This window comes from Ralstonia chuxiongensis (assembly GCF_024158925.1).
Lineage (GTDB): Bacteria > Pseudomonadota > Gammaproteobacteria > Burkholderiales > Burkholderiaceae > Ralstonia > Ralstonia chuxiongensis.
Map to the genome: position 1 here is coordinate 1 of NZ_JAMYWC010000003.1, position 15,486 is coordinate 15,486.

Below are 15,486 nucleotides of genomic sequence, written 5' to 3' on the forward strand. Positions count from 1 at the left end.
CTCTGTCCATGACCTGATTCACTGCCTCGATCTTGAATTCCTCGGCGTATCTCTGTGCGCTCATTGCTTCTCCTGTCTAACCTCTAGTTTGAGGCTTGCAGGTGTCTACCGAGGCCGGGGCGATTCATAGCAACCCGTACAGCAATCCTTAGAGAGACTGTCGTGCAAGCGACGGTCCGCTTCCGTTCGCTTGTGTTTTTCATGGCGGGCCGGGCGGGGAGACCTTCGGGTCTGCCGGTCGTTCTCTAAGGGCCGGTTTGCTACCCCCGCCGTCAGGCCCGCCACCCCGTGTCGCAACGAGATGGCGAGCTTCCGATGCAACTTAGAGAGGCCGACATGCCATCTGTCAAAAGCGGGCACCGCCCCGCGTCGTATCCATCTCCGCCAACATCGCGACCCCACCGCCCACGTCATCCGACACAGGCAGGCTCACCAAAAACCGTACCTATCTGAACGGCGCCATCGCAGCGCAGGCGTATCTCAAGCGCACACGCACCGCCATGTGCACACACGGCCAATGCCGCCCGGGCATGCTGCGCGAGCAGCTTCAACATCTGTCCGCGCACGCATTTCCGCCGGCGTTCATCAAAGGCTTTGTGGATGCGATTGATGCGTACGTATCAATGTCGCTCGGGGGCCGCGACGTCGATCCGCAAACGTGGGACGTGTTAGCCGCCATAGAGCGGCGGGGCTACGGCCAATAAACAGATTGACGCATTCCCGTGACGGGCGGGAATGCTGAGGCAAGCAGGGCGGAATGACCGCGCAGGCGCTCTCCTTACTGAGTGACTCCAGCATCGGCAGCTGCTTAGGTCTCAACGCGCACGACCTCGGGGTGAAGTTCCCTTCGTCGCTCGGCCTTTGCCACATCGCATCCGGAACCCATCGATAGGAAATCCATGCAAGCGAGCCATCCTTGATCGGGCCACTGAAATGGCTTCCGGGGTATCGCTTAAGAATCCGTTAAGAAGAATCCGTGAGCATCAAGGCATTCCTCAGCGTGAGAGGCCGTGATGCCAACCCCCAAATTTCTTCCTGCTGCCCGCCTGCATTCGGTCTTGGCGTTGGCACTAGCCGTTGCCGCTCCCCTGGCAAATGCGCAAGCGCCCGCGCAACTGCTCGACCACTATCGAGCGCAGGCCGGAACCCCCTCCGACCCGTCCCGCGGGCAGCAGCTTTTTACATCCAAGCACGGTCGTGAATGGAGCTGTGCTTCTTGCCATGGCAACCCGCCAACGCAAACCGGCCGGCATGCCGCAACCGGCAAGTCGATCGCGCCGCTGGCTCCGGCATTCAACCCAGAGCGTTTTACCGATGTCGCCAAGACCGAGAAATGGTTCCGGCGCAACTGCAACGACGTGGTCGGGCGTGAGTGCACGGCAGCCGAAAAAGCAGACGTCCTGAGTTGGCTGATGACTCTCGGCAAGTAGGGCCGTTCAGCACGCCACGCAATTCCTGACCTGATTCGGAGCATCCCAATGTCTGGACATTTCATCGTTACAAGCCGAACTGCACGCGCTTGCCTGGCAATCGCTGGCTTGGCGCTGTCGTTTCTCGCTGCCGCTGAAGAGGGGGCTGGCGTGCGCACTGCACCGCTGCTGCCCAAGTACCGCCAGGAATGCGCGTCCTGCCACATTGCGTATCCGCCGGGCATGCTACCTGCCAGCTCGTGGCAGCGCATTGTGGGCAACCTGCAGCACCACTATGGGACGGATGCGTCGTTGGACCCCGCCACCGTCAAGCAGCTTGATCAATGGCTCACGGCCAACGCGGCGGATCGCTCGAGGTCGATGCCCCCGCCGCCCGAGGACCGTATCACCCGCTCGGCGTGGTTTGCACGCACCCACGACGAAGTGCCCGCTGCGGTGTGGCGGCGTCCCTCCATCAAGAGCGCCTCGAACTGCGCCGCCTGCCATACCAAGGCGGATCAGGGCAATTTCAATGAACACGATGTCCGCATTCCACGCTGAAGCCATGAAACCCGATTCCATCACCCGCCGCATCCTGGTTTGGGATGCACCGACCCGTCTGTTCCACTGGCTGCTGGCGCTGAGTTTCCTTGGTGCCTACCTGACTGCGGAAAGTGAGCAGTGGCGCCTTGTCCACATCACATTCGGCTACACGATGGCTGCGCTGGTCGGCTTTCGGCTGGTGTGGGGCATGGTGGGTACGCGATACGCCAGGTTCTCCAACTTCATACGGTCCCCCGCCGCCACACTCCGCTATTTGACCAGCATCATGCGGGGGCAGCCGGAGCACCATATTGGCCACAACCCCGCTGGGGCGCTTGCTATCATCGCCTTGCTGCTGATGGCGTGCGGCCTGGCAGGAACGGGCTGGGCCACCTACAACGATGTCGGCGGTGACTGGCTCGGCGAACTGCACGAGGGTATCGCCAACGCAATGCTTGCACTGGTGGGCATTCATGTTCTCGCCGTCTTCGCCAGCAGTTGGCTGCACCGAGAGAATCTGATTGGCGCGATGATCAGCGGACGCAAGACGGGCTTGCCGAATGAGGGCATCCGTCGCGCGTGGTGGAGCCTCGCGGGGCTGATGCTGGTGGCGGTGCTGGGCTTCTGGTGGGCGCAATGGCAGTCCGCGCCGCCGGCCGGGGCCACTGACCGACCCTCAGCATCCGCGCAGCAACACGGTGCCGCCAGAGACGACTATTGATCCAAACCGGTATCGAGCGGAGACCTGATCCGTGCGCATCCTGCTTGTCGAAGATGATTCCCTGCTTGGAGACGGCATTCGGGCCGGCCTGCAGCAGCAGGGCTTCCTGGTCGATTGGGTGCGCGACGGTGAGGCGGCGTGGCGAGAGTTGCGCACGGATGCCTACGTCGCCGCGATACTCGATCTTGGGTTGCCGCGCATGGACGGCGTGGACGTGCTGCAAAAGGTGCGCGCCGCAGGCATCGCGGTCCCCATCCTGGTGCTGACTGCGCGAGACGCGATACCGGATCGCGTACGCGGTCTCGATCTTGGCGCCGATGACTACATTGTCAAGCCCATCGATCTGCATGAACTCAGTGCGAGACTGCGCGCGCTGGTGCGCCGTGCGCATGGCCATCCCACGGAGCAGTTGCGCGCGCGCGGCATTGTGCTTGAGCCGGCGTCACGCACGGTCTTCTGCAACGGCAGCGCGGTTGCCCTGTCCACGCGGGAATTCGACCTGCTGCACGCCTTGATGCTGAACGCAGGGCGCGTGCTGTCGCGCGAGCAGCTCGAGCAGTGCCTGTACACCTGGGGGCAAGAAGTCGGAAGCAACGCAGTGGAGGTGCACATCCATCATCTGCGCGCCAAACTCGGCAGCGACCTCATCCTGACCGTGCGCGGCGTCGGCTATATGCTGCCGCGTGACAACGCAGAAGCGCCATGACGCGGCCGCGCTCGCTCCATGGTCGGCTGCTGCTACTGGTGCTCGGCGCCGTCGCCGGCCTGTGGATCGTCACCGCATTGATCACGTGGTACGACGCCCAGGACGAGATTGATCAACTGCTGGACAGCCATCTGGCGCAAGCCGGCGGGCTACTGGCCATGCAGCACGCGCAGGCTTTTGACGATGACGATGAGTCGAGCCACGACCTGCCGCTCCAGTATCGCCACGCGCCCAAGGTTGCCTTTCAAGTGTTTCACGAAGGGAAGCTGGGCATCCATTCAGCCAACGCGCCAGACCAGCCGATGGTGAAATCGGGCGAGCACACGGCGTCCGGATTCGCGACGGTGCGAATCGGGGGCAATACCTGGCGTGTCTTTGCAGCGCAGGGTGTGCACAAGGACGTCCAGGTCTACGTTGGCGAGCGCATCGACTCGCGCACCGCAATCCTGACAGCGATACTGCGCAACATGCTGTGGCCGATGGCGTTGGCATTGCCGTTACTCGCCTTGGCCGTCTGGTGGGCGGTCAAGCGGGGCATGCTGCCGCTGCGCAAATTGGGCAACGCGCTTGCTGTGCGCGACCCGCGAGCGTTGGATCCGGTCCGGATGCCCCATGCGCCGGATGAGATGATGCCCATGCTCGACGCGCTCAACGCGCTCTTTGTGCGCATTCAGGCCATGATCGATGCCGAGCGCCGCTTTACGGCAGACGCAGCCCACGAGTTACGCACGCCGCTTGCCGCGATCAAGGCACAGGCCCAGGTGGCAATGGCCGCCGAAGACGACGCCATGCGTCGCCATGCCCTGCTCGGAACACTGGAAGGGTGCGACCGTGCCGCCCATCTGGTTGACCAATTACTGCTGCTCTCGCGCCTGGACGCCAACGCCGGCGTATCGATAGAGCCGATTGACCTTGGCGCACTGGCAAGGCAAGTCATGGCAGACATTGCGCCAATGGCCATCGGCAAGCGACAGCACATCGAATTGGAGAGCCCTGAGTGTTGCATGGTCACCGGTAACAGGGCCTTGCTTGCCTCACTTGCGCGCAACCTGATCGATAACGCCATACGCTACAGCCCCGACGAGGCACACATCGTCGTGACGGTAGCGAACCGAAGCGGACGTGCCGCGCTCTGCGTGGAAGACAGCGGCCCCGGGCTTCCGCCTTCCGAACAGGACCGACTTGGCGAGCGTTTTTTTCGTGTCGTCGGAACGGAACAGAGTGGCAGCGGCCTCGGATGGTCAATCGTGCGCCGGATCGCGGCAGTTCACGGTGCAAGCGTTACGGCGGGCCGCTCGTCGGGTCTCGGTGGATTGCGCGTCGACGTCATCTGGCCAGCGCTGGAACCCAGCGTGTCCGCGATCCACCAATAGGTCATGCACGACTTCATCCTTTCATGGAAGTCATGAAGAATACGAGCCACCAGCGCGGATCGACGCGCATCTATATGTGGAAGGCCGCACCGGCCTATCTCATGTTCAATGGATTGGCCCCGGGGGCTGCGCAGTTGACCGAATGCTACTGCTCAACCTGAACCTCATCCCCACGCTCACTGCCCAGATAGCCCATGCAACAGACAAAAGAAATCGATCTTGAGATCGCTGCCGATTCTGACGACAGCGTGGTCAAGCAGGCCGCCGCCCGGCGCAGCACCCTTGTGAGCGTGGCGGTCAATCTTGGGCTGACGGTCGCGCAGGTGGCCGCTGGCGTGCTGGCTGGCTCGCAGGCGCTGATTGCCGACGCCATCCATTCCTTGTCCGACCTGATCGCGGACTTTGTGGTGCTGTTTGCCAGCCACCATAGCCAGAAGGGGCCGGATCAGACTCACCACTACGGTCATCAACGCTTCGAGAATGCCGCTTCGCTCGTGCTCGGTCTGCTCCTGCTGGCGGTGGGTGTGGGCATGCTCTGGAACGCGGTGGTTAAGCTGGAGCACGTCGAGGCGATCCAGCCGGTGCGGCTGATTGGCCTATGGGTCGCGCTGGGCGCCCTGGCCGCCAAAGAGCTGCTGTTCCGCTACATGCTGGCGGTGGCCGAAAGGGTGCGTTCGAGCATGCTGGTCGCCAACGCCTGGCATGCGCGTTCGGATGCCGCATCGTCGCTGGTGGTGGCGCTTGGCATTGTGGGCAACGTGCTGGGGTATCGCCTGCTCGACCCCGTGGCGGCGCTTATCGTGGGCCTGATGGTGACCCGCATGGGATGGCAGTTCGGCCGGGAGGCCCTGCACGACCTGATGGATCGCGCCGTCGATGAGGAGACTGTGGAGGCGATCCACCAAGCCATGCTTGCAACGCCAGGGGTGCTTGGCGTACACGACGTCAAGACACGCCGCATGGGCGACATGATCCTGGTGGACGCTCACCTTGAAGTCGATGCCCGCGCCAGCGTGCGCGAGGGCCACAACATCGCACTGGAGGCTCGCCGCCGCGTGATGGAACGCCGCGACGTGCTCAACTTGATGACCCACGTGGATCCGGTGGATGTGCCGGTTTAATCGCAACCGACTCCTGTTTTGTGGGCTTGCGACAAGCCCCTCCCGAACTGGGGCAACGGACTGCCAGCGGTAGAGCTGGAACAACGCTATTCCCGACGGCTCGCGGGTGTTGCCTCAGACCAGAACGTGACGCACCTCAAGAAAGAAGCGCTGAATCTCTTGTTCGATTTTCGGATCGATCATTTCGTCCGGCCGCCTTCCGTGCGGGCAGGCAAGCCTTGGAGTCGTACCAAACAAGCGACAAATCAACGGGCGCTCCAAATACACGCTGCATCCCTTGGCATCAAGATGAGGGCAACTTAGGTTTGCCAGCGCAGTGTCGCGCTCGGCATCGCTCTTAACGGGAAGCCTCGACATCTCCTCCGTTGAGGTTGTCACGGGTCCACAACAATCGTGACATCCCGGAATGCACTCGAATGTGGGAATTCGTGAGCGAAGAAATCTGATTTTTTGGCTATGCATCGGTGTAGCTAGGCGTGGCTGAGCACAAGGTTGTCGTCCATCGTGGACACGATCCCCGGCATATGCGAATGGGCGTGGTCACTTCCGTGGCAGGGGCTTTCAGCTCTGGTCGATTCGGCGTCCGCCGCCGCGCTGCCAGCTCGCCCGCTCTTGCCAGAATTCGAGGTCCGACGCGAGCCGTTTGCTTTGCTTCAGGCGGCGCGCAGCCAAGCGCAAGTTCAGAGCGTGCTCCATCTCCAGCGCGCGCGCACGCGTAAGCAGCGTGTCCAGCGCCGGAAGTTTCCACGACCCCTTCCAAGCGAACAACGTGTAGTTGCAGCTGTCCTCGGAGGTCGAAACGGAGAACGACTCGCCGAATACCGAGTGCAACTCCTCAAGGTAGAACGGGATATCGCGATCGCTCTCCAGGAAGTTGGCAACCAGTACGCCATCGTCGGCAAGGCGCGCGTAACAGGCAGCGTAAAAGTCAGCAGTCCCCAGTTGCGCCGCCATGCCATGCGCCAGGAATCCGTCGACCAGAATCACATCGGGTCGTGCATCCTGTCCTTTGACATACTCGGCACCGTCCGCGCAGATCACTTCGAAGCGGTCGTCGTCGCGAGGAATGTGGAACGTATCGCGCAAAGCGATTACAGCAGGGTCGATCTCGATTGCCACCACCTTGGTATTGGGAAGATGGTGGTAACAGTACTTGGCCAACGAGCCGCCGCCCAAGCCGATCATGGAGATCCGGGCAGGCGCCGGCTGCAGGAGCAGAAAGCTCATCATCGTTCGGGTATAGCCGAGCACCAACTTGTTTGGGTCGCGCCTTGACATGAGGCTCTGTACCCCATGCACGTCAAAATGGAGCGACAGTTCGTGCGCAGTTTCCAGCAGCGTTGGCGTCCCGTCGTTAGGGGCTTCGGCGAGAAACTTCACATAGGCGTCAAGGGAGCCGTAGGACATATCAATTGCCGATCTTGATCAAGCGTTCGTATGAATGAGTCAGGCGCTCAGCAGCGCTGCAATGACTTTCACTGCGGCGGCGTCATCCCGACCAACGGCCTGGATCATTACCTTGGCGCCCGCGCGGGCGGGGAGCCGCATGACCTCCATGACATTCTTGGCGTTCGCCGTGCGCTCGTTGCAGACGAGCAGGATGTCGCAATCGAACTGGCTGGCGGCATGTACCAGCCGCGCAGATCCACTGCCTTGCAGACCAACGCGGCAGGTCATCTCGATCGTCGCTTCTACCACTGCATCCTCAATAAACGGTGAATTCCAAACAGGCTCGCGGTCGCCTGGCTGCACCGCGAATTGGGGGCGGAGCACCTAGCGCGCGTCTCAGGCTGTGCTTTGGTGAATGGTTGTATATAATGATAATGACATTATCATACAATGATACTCCACATGGAATCCAAGACCGCGCGTCTCACCGTGTTGATCGATCCGGTGAAGAAGAAGTCCTTCGAGAAGTTGTGCGCGGCGCAAGATCAGACGCCGTCGCAAGTGGTGCGACAGTTGATTCGCGACTACCTGGAGCAGCACGGCGTCAGCTATGCGACCCGCCCCAAAGTCGGGACGGCCACGCTGACTCAAAAACGCAATCCGTAGTCTCTGAGCCCTCACGGCGGATCGCGTCGGATTGCACTGACGCGTTGCCTGTGTCCTGGGGGGCGGATACGTTGACGCCAGCGCGACGGCAAACCATGCGGCCACGGCCTTGGCGCACGCCTGTGCTCCCCAAGCGCTCTGTTCGAACGGGTTTAAGGGAACGGGGCTGTTTCCAGCTTGTGGCTGAGAACAACCCAATTCATATAGCGTCTCGATGGTGTCAACGCTGAAATGCAGGGGTATCTTTTGCTGCGCGCCACTGGCACGGGGCGGGCTAAATTGATTTGCTAAGGACTCACGCTGTCATCGATGGCTAGCACCACGATTTCCACGGCGACTCCGAAAACCAGCTTGGCCTCTACCTGGCTCCGTGCGGGGTAAGCGCCCTCTTGAAAGTAGAGCGTGTAGATTTGATTGAACGCTGCAAAGTTCGCGAGATCGCTCAACCAGACCGTGGTCTTGACGACGCGACGCAGAGAACTTCCCAGGCCTTCAAGCGTGGTAGAAATCCTTTGTAGGACTGCGTGTGTCTGTTCTTCGATCGTTCCACAATGCGGCTTGTTATCGGCGTCAAAGAGAATTTGTCCGGACAGCAGCAAGGTGTGGCCTCTTCAAGGCCTCAGATTTGAAAATGCCCGGTTCGCGGGCTCATGCCTCGAAAGGGTTCGACACGCGGGGCCAATAGTTGAGATCGCGACGCCGATAGTTCAGATCGGCGAAGCTCGGTGTGACGGCCCCTGGCGCTGCGATATGGAAGATCGCCTTGGCGCGCGGGGCTAACTCGGCTTGAAAGTGCTGGGTTGATTTCACGACAACCAGCCGCTTGCTTTCAAAATCGATCCCCAGACCCGTGAACGCGTCGACGCCAACCACTTGGTTGCGCACCGAGGCTAGAACGATATCGACACCATTGGCGGCCTCGAGCCAAACGGCTCGCCCAAATGGAATGGTCAATCCCGAGATGCTTTGCGTATGTTGGTCGGTCAGCGCCCGCACCGTCACGCGAAGGTCCAGCGGATCGGCCGAGGCCGCGCCACATTTGCCACCCAAGCGCAGATCGAAGGTTGCACCCACGCCGGCGTCGTGACAGATCTGGATCGCACCGAGATCCCAGAAGCACCCGATGGCGACGTTTGCGATCTGTCGCTCGATAATCCGGCGCAGGATGACCGTGTTGTCTCCTGGCGCCCCACCGCCTGGATTGTCGGCAACATCGCCGATCACGACGGGACCACTGCCGACCTCGAGGGCGCGGTCCAGCCCGGTATCGACGTCGAGCCATGCAGGCCGCGTGGCTTCGCGCAGGGCCCAGAATTCGTGGCCAAGCTGCGTGGCCAGGGCCGTTGCATCGGCGAGGTTGTTGTCGGTCACCACCCAAAACTTTGCGCCGGCCTCCGGAACATCACCCCATGGGAACCCATGCCCGAGCGACACGGACAACACGCCGTCCCTTCCTTCAAGTGATTTCATGCGCCGCACGAACGTCGCCATGGGCTCACTCGTGGTGTGCCAGGCCCCAACCATGCGGCAGTCGTACACACCTGTCGTGGGGCGGATCTTGCCCGCCGCGGTGTCGAGCAGCAGTTGATACGCTTCACGCAAACGATCGATGGGGTCGGTGTGCGGATACTCCTTGTAGGCGATCAGGATGTCTGCCGAGCGCCGCATGCGCTCCGTGAAATGGCAGTGCGGATCGAGGGTGGCGGCAATCGGCACTTCGGGGCCGACAATGGCTCGCACCCGAGATAGCAGATCGCCTTCACAGTCGTCGTATCCCTCGGCCACCATCGCGCCGTGCAGTACCAGGAGCACGCCGCCAAGCGGCTGCGCTGCTTCGATCTTGCCTAGGATCTCGTCCCGCAGCGATTCATAGACCGCGCGAATCGTGGGGCCCGATGGTTGCGCCTCTGCGCAAATGCCCTCGACGATCTCATGCCCGTCGCGTTCCGCAAGTCGCCGCACTTCGGCAAGGGCGAACCCCATACCTTGCGGGGCTCGCAGGCTTGCGTCGCCATGGAAGATGCCCGATTCCTGAAAGCCGCCCCAGCCAGTGGGGCAGGGCGCGAACGTATTCGTTTCGGTCGCAAGCTGAGCGGTGAATAGTTTCATCGTGAATCCTACGAGAGGGCGTGGAGATCGAAACCTCACTGTAGGCACACGCTGTTGCTAGTTTGTGAGCACTCTGTATCGCGTTCGAAACGAGAGCGCGGCCGCACGCAACACGGCGGCGGCGCGGGCTACCGGCGCGGCAGTCTTACCGTCGCTACCAGTCCTCCGGCCGGATCGTTGCGCAGCTCAAGCGATCCGTTGTGCCGCTTGACGATGTCGCTCGCGATGGCCAGTCCGAGGCCTGTGCCGCCAGTGTCCTTGTTGCGTGAGCTCTCAAGCCGGTAGAACGGTTCAAGCACGCGTGACAACTGCGCCTCGGGGATACCCGGGCCACGATCGGCGACATCAATGCAGATGAACGAGGGTCCGTCAGTCAGATGAATATGCGCTTCCTCTCCGTATCGGATGGCGTTGGCCACCAGATTCGTCAGGCATCGCTTCAAACCAAGCGGTTGCGCCAGCACCGCACGTATCTCGCCGCTGACGGTGACGCGCTGCCCGCGTTCGGCGGCATCCTCCGCAATCGCATCCACCAGGGCGTTGATATCCACCGGGCTGAAGGCTTCAACGACTTCCGCGTTCCGCAGGAACGACAACGTGGCGTCCAGCAATTGCGTCATCTCGTCGATGTCGCTTTGGAGTCTGTCATTCAACTCCCGATCTTCCAGCGTGCGAAGGCGCAGCCGCATACGCGTCAAAGGGGTGCGCAAATCGTGCGAGACAGCGGCAAGGAATCGGTTTCGCTCACTCATTTGGCGCCGTATCGCCGCTTGCATCGAGTTGAAAACCTGTGCCGCCTGCCGCGCTTCGATCGGGCCGGCTTCCTGGACGGGCGATGCGTCGATGTTGTTCGCCAATTCGGCAGCCCCTTGGGCCAGTGAACGAAACGGTGCCGCGAGCATGCGCGCGCCGATCCAGGACGAGATCAATAGCGGCACCAGTTGGATCAGCACGGCCAGAAATAGCTGTAGCGGAACGCTCATGCCGGGAGGCGCCTTGAACACTGCGGCGCTGTAGAACCACCACAAGACGAGACCTGCGCAGGCCTGCGTCATCAGCACCATCGCCAGCATCACGAATAGCAAACGATAGAACGCGGAATCAAATGATGGCTTGGGCATATGCGTCTTAGGTACGTCGAATACGAATAGAAATCAGCATAGTGGGATTATCGCGCGCGACTGTATCGACTTTGTTTGTATTCCATTTCAACGTTGAAACAATGCATGCTGAGGACGCCGCCTCCCGCCCCGCTTGTTTCAAGCGCGATACAAAGTACACACGAAACAGAAATGCCATGCACTTACCGTTGCCGATGAGTTGCGAAGTGAAACAGGGCTTTGAACACCGCAATCAGAAAGCGGAAAACTCGGAGGAGACGACAGTGAAAATGAACGATCGAAGGGCGCGTAGAGCGGATGCAATCGCGCCGCAGTTTCGCCAGGGTGGACGATGTGTGACGTGGTTTGCCGGCCCGGTGCTTGGCTTGGCTTCGCTGTACGCGCACGCCCAAACGGTAAAGCCATCACAAGGCATGGTGCAAGTTGCGGCCCCGGATGCAGCGCCTGGCGGGAGGCCTGCAAGCGCGCCGGCCCCGGCTGAGAAGAGTGCCCAGGGAGCCGAGACTTCCGTGTCGCAAGGTAAGGAAGGCGCCACCCTCAACACGGTGGTGGTGACCGCAACGCGCCGCCGGGAGCCAGCGCGTGAAGTGCCGATGCAGATCAACGTGGTCTCGGCAGAAGAGCTGCAGAAAGGCGGCGCAAAGACCATGTCCGACTTCCTGTCGTCGGAACCCGGTGTGGACCTGAACACGGCGGGTGGCAGCGGCTCTGGGCAAATAAGCATGCGCGGCGTGACGACAGGTGAGCAGACCGGGCCGACCGTCGGTGTGTACGTCGACGACGTGGCATTTGGCGGCAGCACCGTGTTCTCGCAGGGTGCAACGTTCGCGCTCGACATGAGCCTGCTGGACCTCAATCACATCGAAATTCTGCGGGGTCCTCAAGGAACGCTGTACGGTGCGGGTGCGATGGGCGGATTGCTCAAGTACGTTACCAACGAGCCGGATTCCGGCGAATTTTCGGGCCAGGCGTCTGCAGGCCTTTCCGTCACCAAGCATGGCGGCGTGAACAACTCAGCCAACGCCGTGTTGAATCTTCCGTTGAAGACCGATGTGGCGGCGGCACGGATTTCGATGTTCAGCCAACACGACGCGGGCTATGTCGATGCCGTAGGGCCACAGGCGGGTTCACGTATTGACCGCGGCGATACCTATGGCGCGCGCGCTTCGTTTCTTCTGACGCCCACGAATCAGTTGACGCTGCGCCTGACCGCATTGACGCAGAACATCAACCGCAATGCACCGAACTACGTTGCCTATGGAAAAAATGGGCAACCCGTGGACGGCGATCTGACAACGCGGCTCTTTACGACGGAGCCCTTTCATCAGAACGTCCAACTCTATTCCGCCGGGGTTGAGTACGAGTTCGGCTGGGCACGCGCGAATTCGATCACGTCATACCAGTCGATGCGATCTGATGCGCCGCAAGACTTGTCGGTGGTGTACGTTCCGCTGCTCAATGGCATCGGGCTCAACGTGAGTTCCGTTGCCGCAAAGAACATGGCGACGACGAACAAGTTCACGCAAGAATTTCGTCTGACCTCGCCAGGTAACCGGACGCTGGAATGGCTTGCGGGTGTGTTCTATACGCGCGAGCGCAGTGACGCGAGCCAAGGGCTCATTACAACGCTGCCCGACGGAACCGTCGGCCCCAATTTATCCGCGCTTGAGGCACCGAGCACCTACAGCGAGTACGCGGCCTACGGGGATCTGACCTATCACCTGACCCCGCGCCTGTCGCTGACCGGCGGCCTCCGTGTGGCACACAACACGCAGGAGTACCAGCAGACCACGTTTGGCGCGCTCGCAGGGCCCACGCAGACCATTACCGCCCCCTCGTCGGATACCAGCAAGACGTACATGCTTACGGCGAACTATGCGCTGACGAAAGACAGCAACGTCTACCTGCGCGCTGCCAGCGGGTATCGCCCTGGTGGGCCTAATGCGCTGCTGGTTGATCCGGTCACGGGGCTGCCTTCGTCTGGGAATCCCACGTTCCGCCCCGACACGCTGTGGACCTACGAGGCCGGCTACAAGGCCGATCTTCTGGACAAGCGCATGTCGGTTGCGATGACGGTGTACGACATCGAGTGGAAGAACATCCAGCAGTTCGGCGCGGTCAATGGCGTCAATCAAGTGCTCAATGCCGGTGATGCCAGGATTCGAGGGTTGGAGCTCTCCAGCGCGTTCCGTCCGAATCGCCACTGGAATCTTGGTCTGAGCGTGTCACTCATCGACGCGAAGCTGACCACGGGCAATGTCAACACGGGCACCAATGCGGGCGATCCGCTTCCAAACTCGGCGCGGGTTGCCGCCACGCTATCGGCCAGCTACCTCTTCGCGGTGAACGGATATCCAGCCTACGCAGGTGTGAGTCAACGGTTTGTCGGCAGTCGCCATGCTGGCTTTGGAAGCAATACAGGCCGCCCAGACTATCCCCTGCCGGGCTATGCCATGACGGATCTGCAGGCAGGACTCGACTTCAAGAAGTTCAGCCTCGCTTTCTACGTTCGCAACCTGTTCGACCGCCGTGCATTGCTTGCGGCAGGTACGTCCCTGGTTCCAATGGGCGGCCCTGCGCTGGTCAGCGTGGCACAGCCTCGCACGATCGGTGCAACGCTGACGGTTCCCTTCTAACGCACATCACTCGGCATGACACACGATCCAATGGATATCAGGAAGCAACTCGACGCGCTGCTGGAGCCCTACAACAAGGCGGACCAGCCGGGCCTCGTGGTCGGCGTCGCGTTGCGAGGGGATGCGCTTTACCGGCGCGGCTTCGGGCTGGCCAGCATTGAGCACGGCACCATCAACACGCCCGCAACGCGCATGCGGATCGGCTCGACGAGCAAGCACTTCACGTGTCTCGCGGCGCTGCTGCTGGCAGAAGAGAGCGAACTGGATATCGACACGGGCATCCGCACGTACATCCCGGAGTTGCCGGCCCTCGCTGGCGATCCCACGTTACGCCAGTTGATGACGCACACCGGCGGCTACCGCTGCTACCTCGACCTGTGGGTGTTGACGCAGGGCGTGGTGACCATGCCTCGAGGCGCGGCGTTGGCGGCGGAGGTCCGCCAACGCGACGTCAATTTCCGCCCTGGGGAGCGGATGATTTACTGCAACGGCGGCTACCACCTGCTGTCGCTCGCCATTGAGCGCGTAAGCGGCATGCCGTTCGAGACCTTCCTGACGGAACGCATCTTCCGTGTGATGGGCATGGTCGATACCGAGGCCGTTGCCGACGATATGCAGATTCGGCCCCGCATGGCCACCCAGCACGTACCCGATGGAAAGGGCGGCTTTATTCGCGGCCTGTTCCCTTCGTGGGAAGTGCGTGGTGAAGGCGGCATCGTGTCCACCATCGATGACATGCTGCGCTGGGCGGGGCATTTGCGCGCGCCGGACAAGCTCGGCACCCAGGAAGTGTGGCGGCAGATGCTGACCAAACCGCGCTATTCCAGTGGGGCCGAGGGTGTGTATACGCTTGGACTGATGCGCACCCCGCATCGCAATGTTGAACTGCTGCACCATGCCGGCGGCGTATTCGGCGGGTCATGCCAGATGTTGACCGTTGTGGCGCATGCGCTTGACGTGGTGATTCTTACCAACGGTGCGCCTGTGGACCCGATTGCACTCTCGACGCAGATTGTCGACGTCGTCCTGGGCGACGAGGTACTCGGCGCACCGCGCGCCGAGCCACTGACCACCCGCGGTAATGAATCGCTGCTGGGCCGGTACTTCTCGCGTGCCGATCGAGCGTACTGTGAGGTTGTCGATCGGGACGGGCACCTTGCTGCCGTGATCCACAACCAGAAGCACATGGCGCTGCCGTTAATCGAAACGTCGGACGGTTTGCGCATTGAGGACGGTAGTGGCGGCGCGTTGATGATCCGGCCCGGCGAAACGTCGGCCGGCCACGTGATGGCGATCGAGTTCATCGACTGCGGCCATGCATCGCGCCTGGAACGGCTGCCAGATGAGGCGCCACCTGTCTCCGACGCCTTCGTCGGCATGGAGGGCGCTTACTTTAGCGGTGATGCAGCAGGGCACGCTGGACTGACGCTCTCAGACGGCGCTGTATCGATGCGGCTGGAGGGCCCAATGGGTGGCGTCAACTACCGGCTTGTCCCCGTTAGCGAAGACGTCTTCATGTTTGAGCCGGCGGATGCGCAAGGTTTCTCCGCCGGTGTGCTGACCGTCGATCGCGTGAACGGGCGTGTTTCCCGTTTCTGGCTGGATACCTCGCGCACACGTGGCCTCGCTTTCTCGCGGGAGATATGAGAACAGGCGGAGCGGCAACGGTGCCGCTCCGTTTTTTACGTCACC

Annotated in this window: 16 protein-coding genes and 1 pseudogene; 11 read left to right on the forward strand and 6 right to left on the reverse strand. The window is 61.5% G+C overall.

The genetic code is table 11. The features are described 5' to 3' along the window. The first annotated feature begins 336 nt into the window (after positions 1–336). From NKG59_RS26465 to NKG59_RS09200, 8 genes and pseudogenes are all read left to right on the forward strand, one after another. Positions 337–704: pseudogene (locus NKG59_RS26465) on the forward strand (hypothetical protein). 309 nt (positions 705–1,013) lie between these two features. After that, entirely contained in the window at positions 1,014–1,430 is a 417-nt protein-coding gene (locus NKG59_RS09170; RefSeq protein ID WP_045203611.1) for a DUF1924 domain-containing protein, read from the forward strand. 48 nt (positions 1,431–1,478) lie between these two features. After that, a complete protein-coding gene (locus NKG59_RS09175) occupies positions 1,479–1,970 on the forward strand; it encodes a diheme cytochrome c (protein ID WP_253536484.1) in 492 nt (163 codons plus the stop codon). After that, positions 1,942–2,673 (forward strand): cytochrome b/b6 domain-containing protein, encoded by a 732-nt coding sequence (locus NKG59_RS09180; protein WP_253536485.1) that lies wholly within the window; start codon positions 1,942–1,944, stop codon positions 2,671–2,673. The genes NKG59_RS09175 and NKG59_RS09180 overlap by 29 nt, the downstream gene beginning before the upstream one ends. A gap of 31 nt (positions 2,674–2,704) precedes the next feature. Next, on the forward strand, positions 2,705–3,379 hold the full coding sequence (locus NKG59_RS09185; protein WP_045203608.1) for a response regulator: 675 nt from the start codon (positions 2,705–2,707) through the stop codon (positions 3,377–3,379). Further along, the gene (locus NKG59_RS09190; RefSeq protein ID WP_253536486.1) at positions 3,376–4,752 is read left to right on the forward strand and encodes an ATP-binding protein; all 1,377 of its coding nucleotides are present in this window, start codon (positions 3,376–3,378) and stop codon (positions 4,750–4,752) included. Before NKG59_RS09185 ends, NKG59_RS09190 begins: the two co-directional genes overlap by 4 nt. Positions 4,753–4,775: 23 nt before the next feature. Then, positions 4,776–4,913 (forward strand): hypothetical protein, encoded by a 138-nt coding sequence (locus NKG59_RS09195; protein WP_253536487.1) that lies wholly within the window; start codon positions 4,776–4,778, stop codon positions 4,911–4,913. A 33-nt stretch (positions 4,914–4,946) separates the two neighbouring features. Beyond that, entirely contained in the window at positions 4,947–5,873 is a 927-nt protein-coding gene (locus NKG59_RS09200) for a cation diffusion facilitator family transporter (RefSeq protein WP_045203606.1), read from the forward strand. A 114-nt stretch (positions 5,874–5,987) separates the two neighbouring features. Here the strand turns inward: NKG59_RS09200 and NKG59_RS09205 are convergent, their stop codons facing one another. The 3 genes from NKG59_RS09205 to NKG59_RS09215 form a co-directional block, all read right to left on the reverse strand. Further along, positions 5,988–6,335, reverse strand: coding sequence for a YkgJ family cysteine cluster protein (locus tag NKG59_RS09205; protein ID WP_082076027.1), 348 nt, complete (start codon positions 6,333–6,335; stop codon positions 5,988–5,990). Positions 6,336–6,434: 99 nt separating this feature from the next. Then, on the reverse strand, positions 6,435–7,280 hold the full coding sequence (locus NKG59_RS09210) for a fused MFS/spermidine synthase (protein ID WP_301288119.1): 846 nt from the start codon (positions 7,278–7,280) through the stop codon (positions 6,435–6,437). A gap of 39 nt (positions 7,281–7,319) precedes the next feature. Beyond that, positions 7,320–7,625, reverse strand: coding sequence for an HPr family phosphocarrier protein (locus NKG59_RS09215; protein ID WP_253536489.1), 306 nt, complete (start codon positions 7,623–7,625; stop codon positions 7,320–7,322). A 99-nt stretch (positions 7,626–7,724) separates the two neighbouring features. Here NKG59_RS09215 and NKG59_RS09220 point away from each other — a divergent pair, with 99 nt between their 5' ends. Beyond that, on the forward strand, positions 7,725–7,928 hold the full coding sequence (locus NKG59_RS09220; RefSeq protein ID WP_024976466.1) for a ribbon-helix-helix protein, CopG family: 204 nt from the start codon (positions 7,725–7,727) through the stop codon (positions 7,926–7,928). Positions 7,929–8,215: 287 nt separating this feature from the next. Here NKG59_RS09220 and NKG59_RS09225 read toward each other — a convergent pair whose 3' ends face one another. From NKG59_RS09225 to NKG59_RS09235, 3 genes are all read right to left on the reverse strand, one after another. Beyond that, the gene (locus NKG59_RS09225; RefSeq protein ID WP_253536490.1) at positions 8,216–8,527 is read right to left on the reverse strand and encodes a RidA family protein; all 312 of its coding nucleotides are present in this window, start codon (positions 8,525–8,527) and stop codon (positions 8,216–8,218) included. A 49-nt stretch (positions 8,528–8,576) separates the two neighbouring features. Beyond that, positions 8,577–10,037, reverse strand: coding sequence for a M81 family metallopeptidase (locus NKG59_RS09230; RefSeq protein ID WP_253536491.1), 1,461 nt, complete (start codon positions 10,035–10,037; stop codon positions 8,577–8,579). 128 nt (positions 10,038–10,165) lie between these two features. Then, entirely contained in the window at positions 10,166–11,158 is a 993-nt protein-coding gene (locus tag NKG59_RS09235) for an ATP-binding protein (RefSeq protein ID WP_253536492.1), read from the reverse strand. Between the two features lie 71 nt (positions 11,159–11,229). On the opposite strand from NKG59_RS09235, the gene NKG59_RS09240 reads away from it, so the two are divergent. Both NKG59_RS09240 and NKG59_RS09245 read left to right on the forward strand, forming a co-directional pair. After that, complete coding sequence (locus NKG59_RS09240) at positions 11,230–13,794, forward strand: TonB-dependent receptor (protein ID WP_253536493.1); 2,565 nt, start codon at positions 11,230–11,232, stop codon at positions 13,792–13,794. A 15-nt stretch (positions 13,795–13,809) separates the two neighbouring features. Next, on the forward strand, positions 13,810–15,441 hold the full coding sequence (locus tag NKG59_RS09245) for a serine hydrolase domain-containing protein (RefSeq protein ID WP_253536494.1): 1,632 nt from the start codon (positions 13,810–13,812) through the stop codon (positions 15,439–15,441). Positions 15,442–15,486 lie beyond the last annotated feature (45 nt).

Coding starts and splice junctions, on each gene's coding strand:
- NKG59_RS09170 (WP_045203611.1), top strand. CDS start 1,014: ATGCCAACCCCCAAATTTCTTCCTGCTGCCCGCCTGCATTCGGTCTTG.
- NKG59_RS09175 (WP_253536484.1), top strand. CDS start 1,479: ATGTCTGGACATTTCATCGTTACAAGCCGAACTGCACGCGCTTGCCTG.
- NKG59_RS09180 (WP_253536485.1), top strand. CDS start 1,942: ATGAACACGATGTCCGCATTCCACGCTGAAGCCATGAAACCCGATTCC.
- NKG59_RS09190 (WP_253536486.1), top strand. CDS start 3,376: ATGACGCGGCCGCGCTCGCTCCATGGTCGGCTGCTGCTACTGGTGCTC.
- NKG59_RS09195 (WP_253536487.1), top strand. CDS start 4,776: ATGGAAGTCATGAAGAATACGAGCCACCAGCGCGGATCGACGCGCATC.
- NKG59_RS09200 (WP_045203606.1), top strand. CDS start 4,947: ATGCAACAGACAAAAGAAATCGATCTTGAGATCGCTGCCGATTCTGAC.
- NKG59_RS09205 (WP_082076027.1), bottom strand. CDS start 6,335: ATGCATAGCCAAAAAATCAGATTTCTTCGCTCACGAATTCCCACATTC.
- NKG59_RS09210 (WP_301288119.1), bottom strand. CDS start 7,280: ATGTCCTACGGCTCCCTTGACGCCTATGTGAAGTTTCTCGCCGAAGCC.
- NKG59_RS09220 (WP_024976466.1), top strand. CDS start 7,725: ATGGAATCCAAGACCGCGCGTCTCACCGTGTTGATCGATCCGGTGAAG.
- NKG59_RS09230 (WP_253536491.1), bottom strand. CDS start 10,037: ATGAAACTATTCACCGCTCAGCTTGCGACCGAAACGAATACGTTCGCG.
- NKG59_RS09235 (WP_253536492.1), bottom strand. CDS start 11,158: ATGCCCAAGCCATCATTTGATTCCGCGTTCTATCGTTTGCTATTCGTG.
- NKG59_RS09245 (WP_253536494.1), top strand. CDS start 13,810: ATGACACACGATCCAATGGATATCAGGAAGCAACTCGACGCGCTGCTG.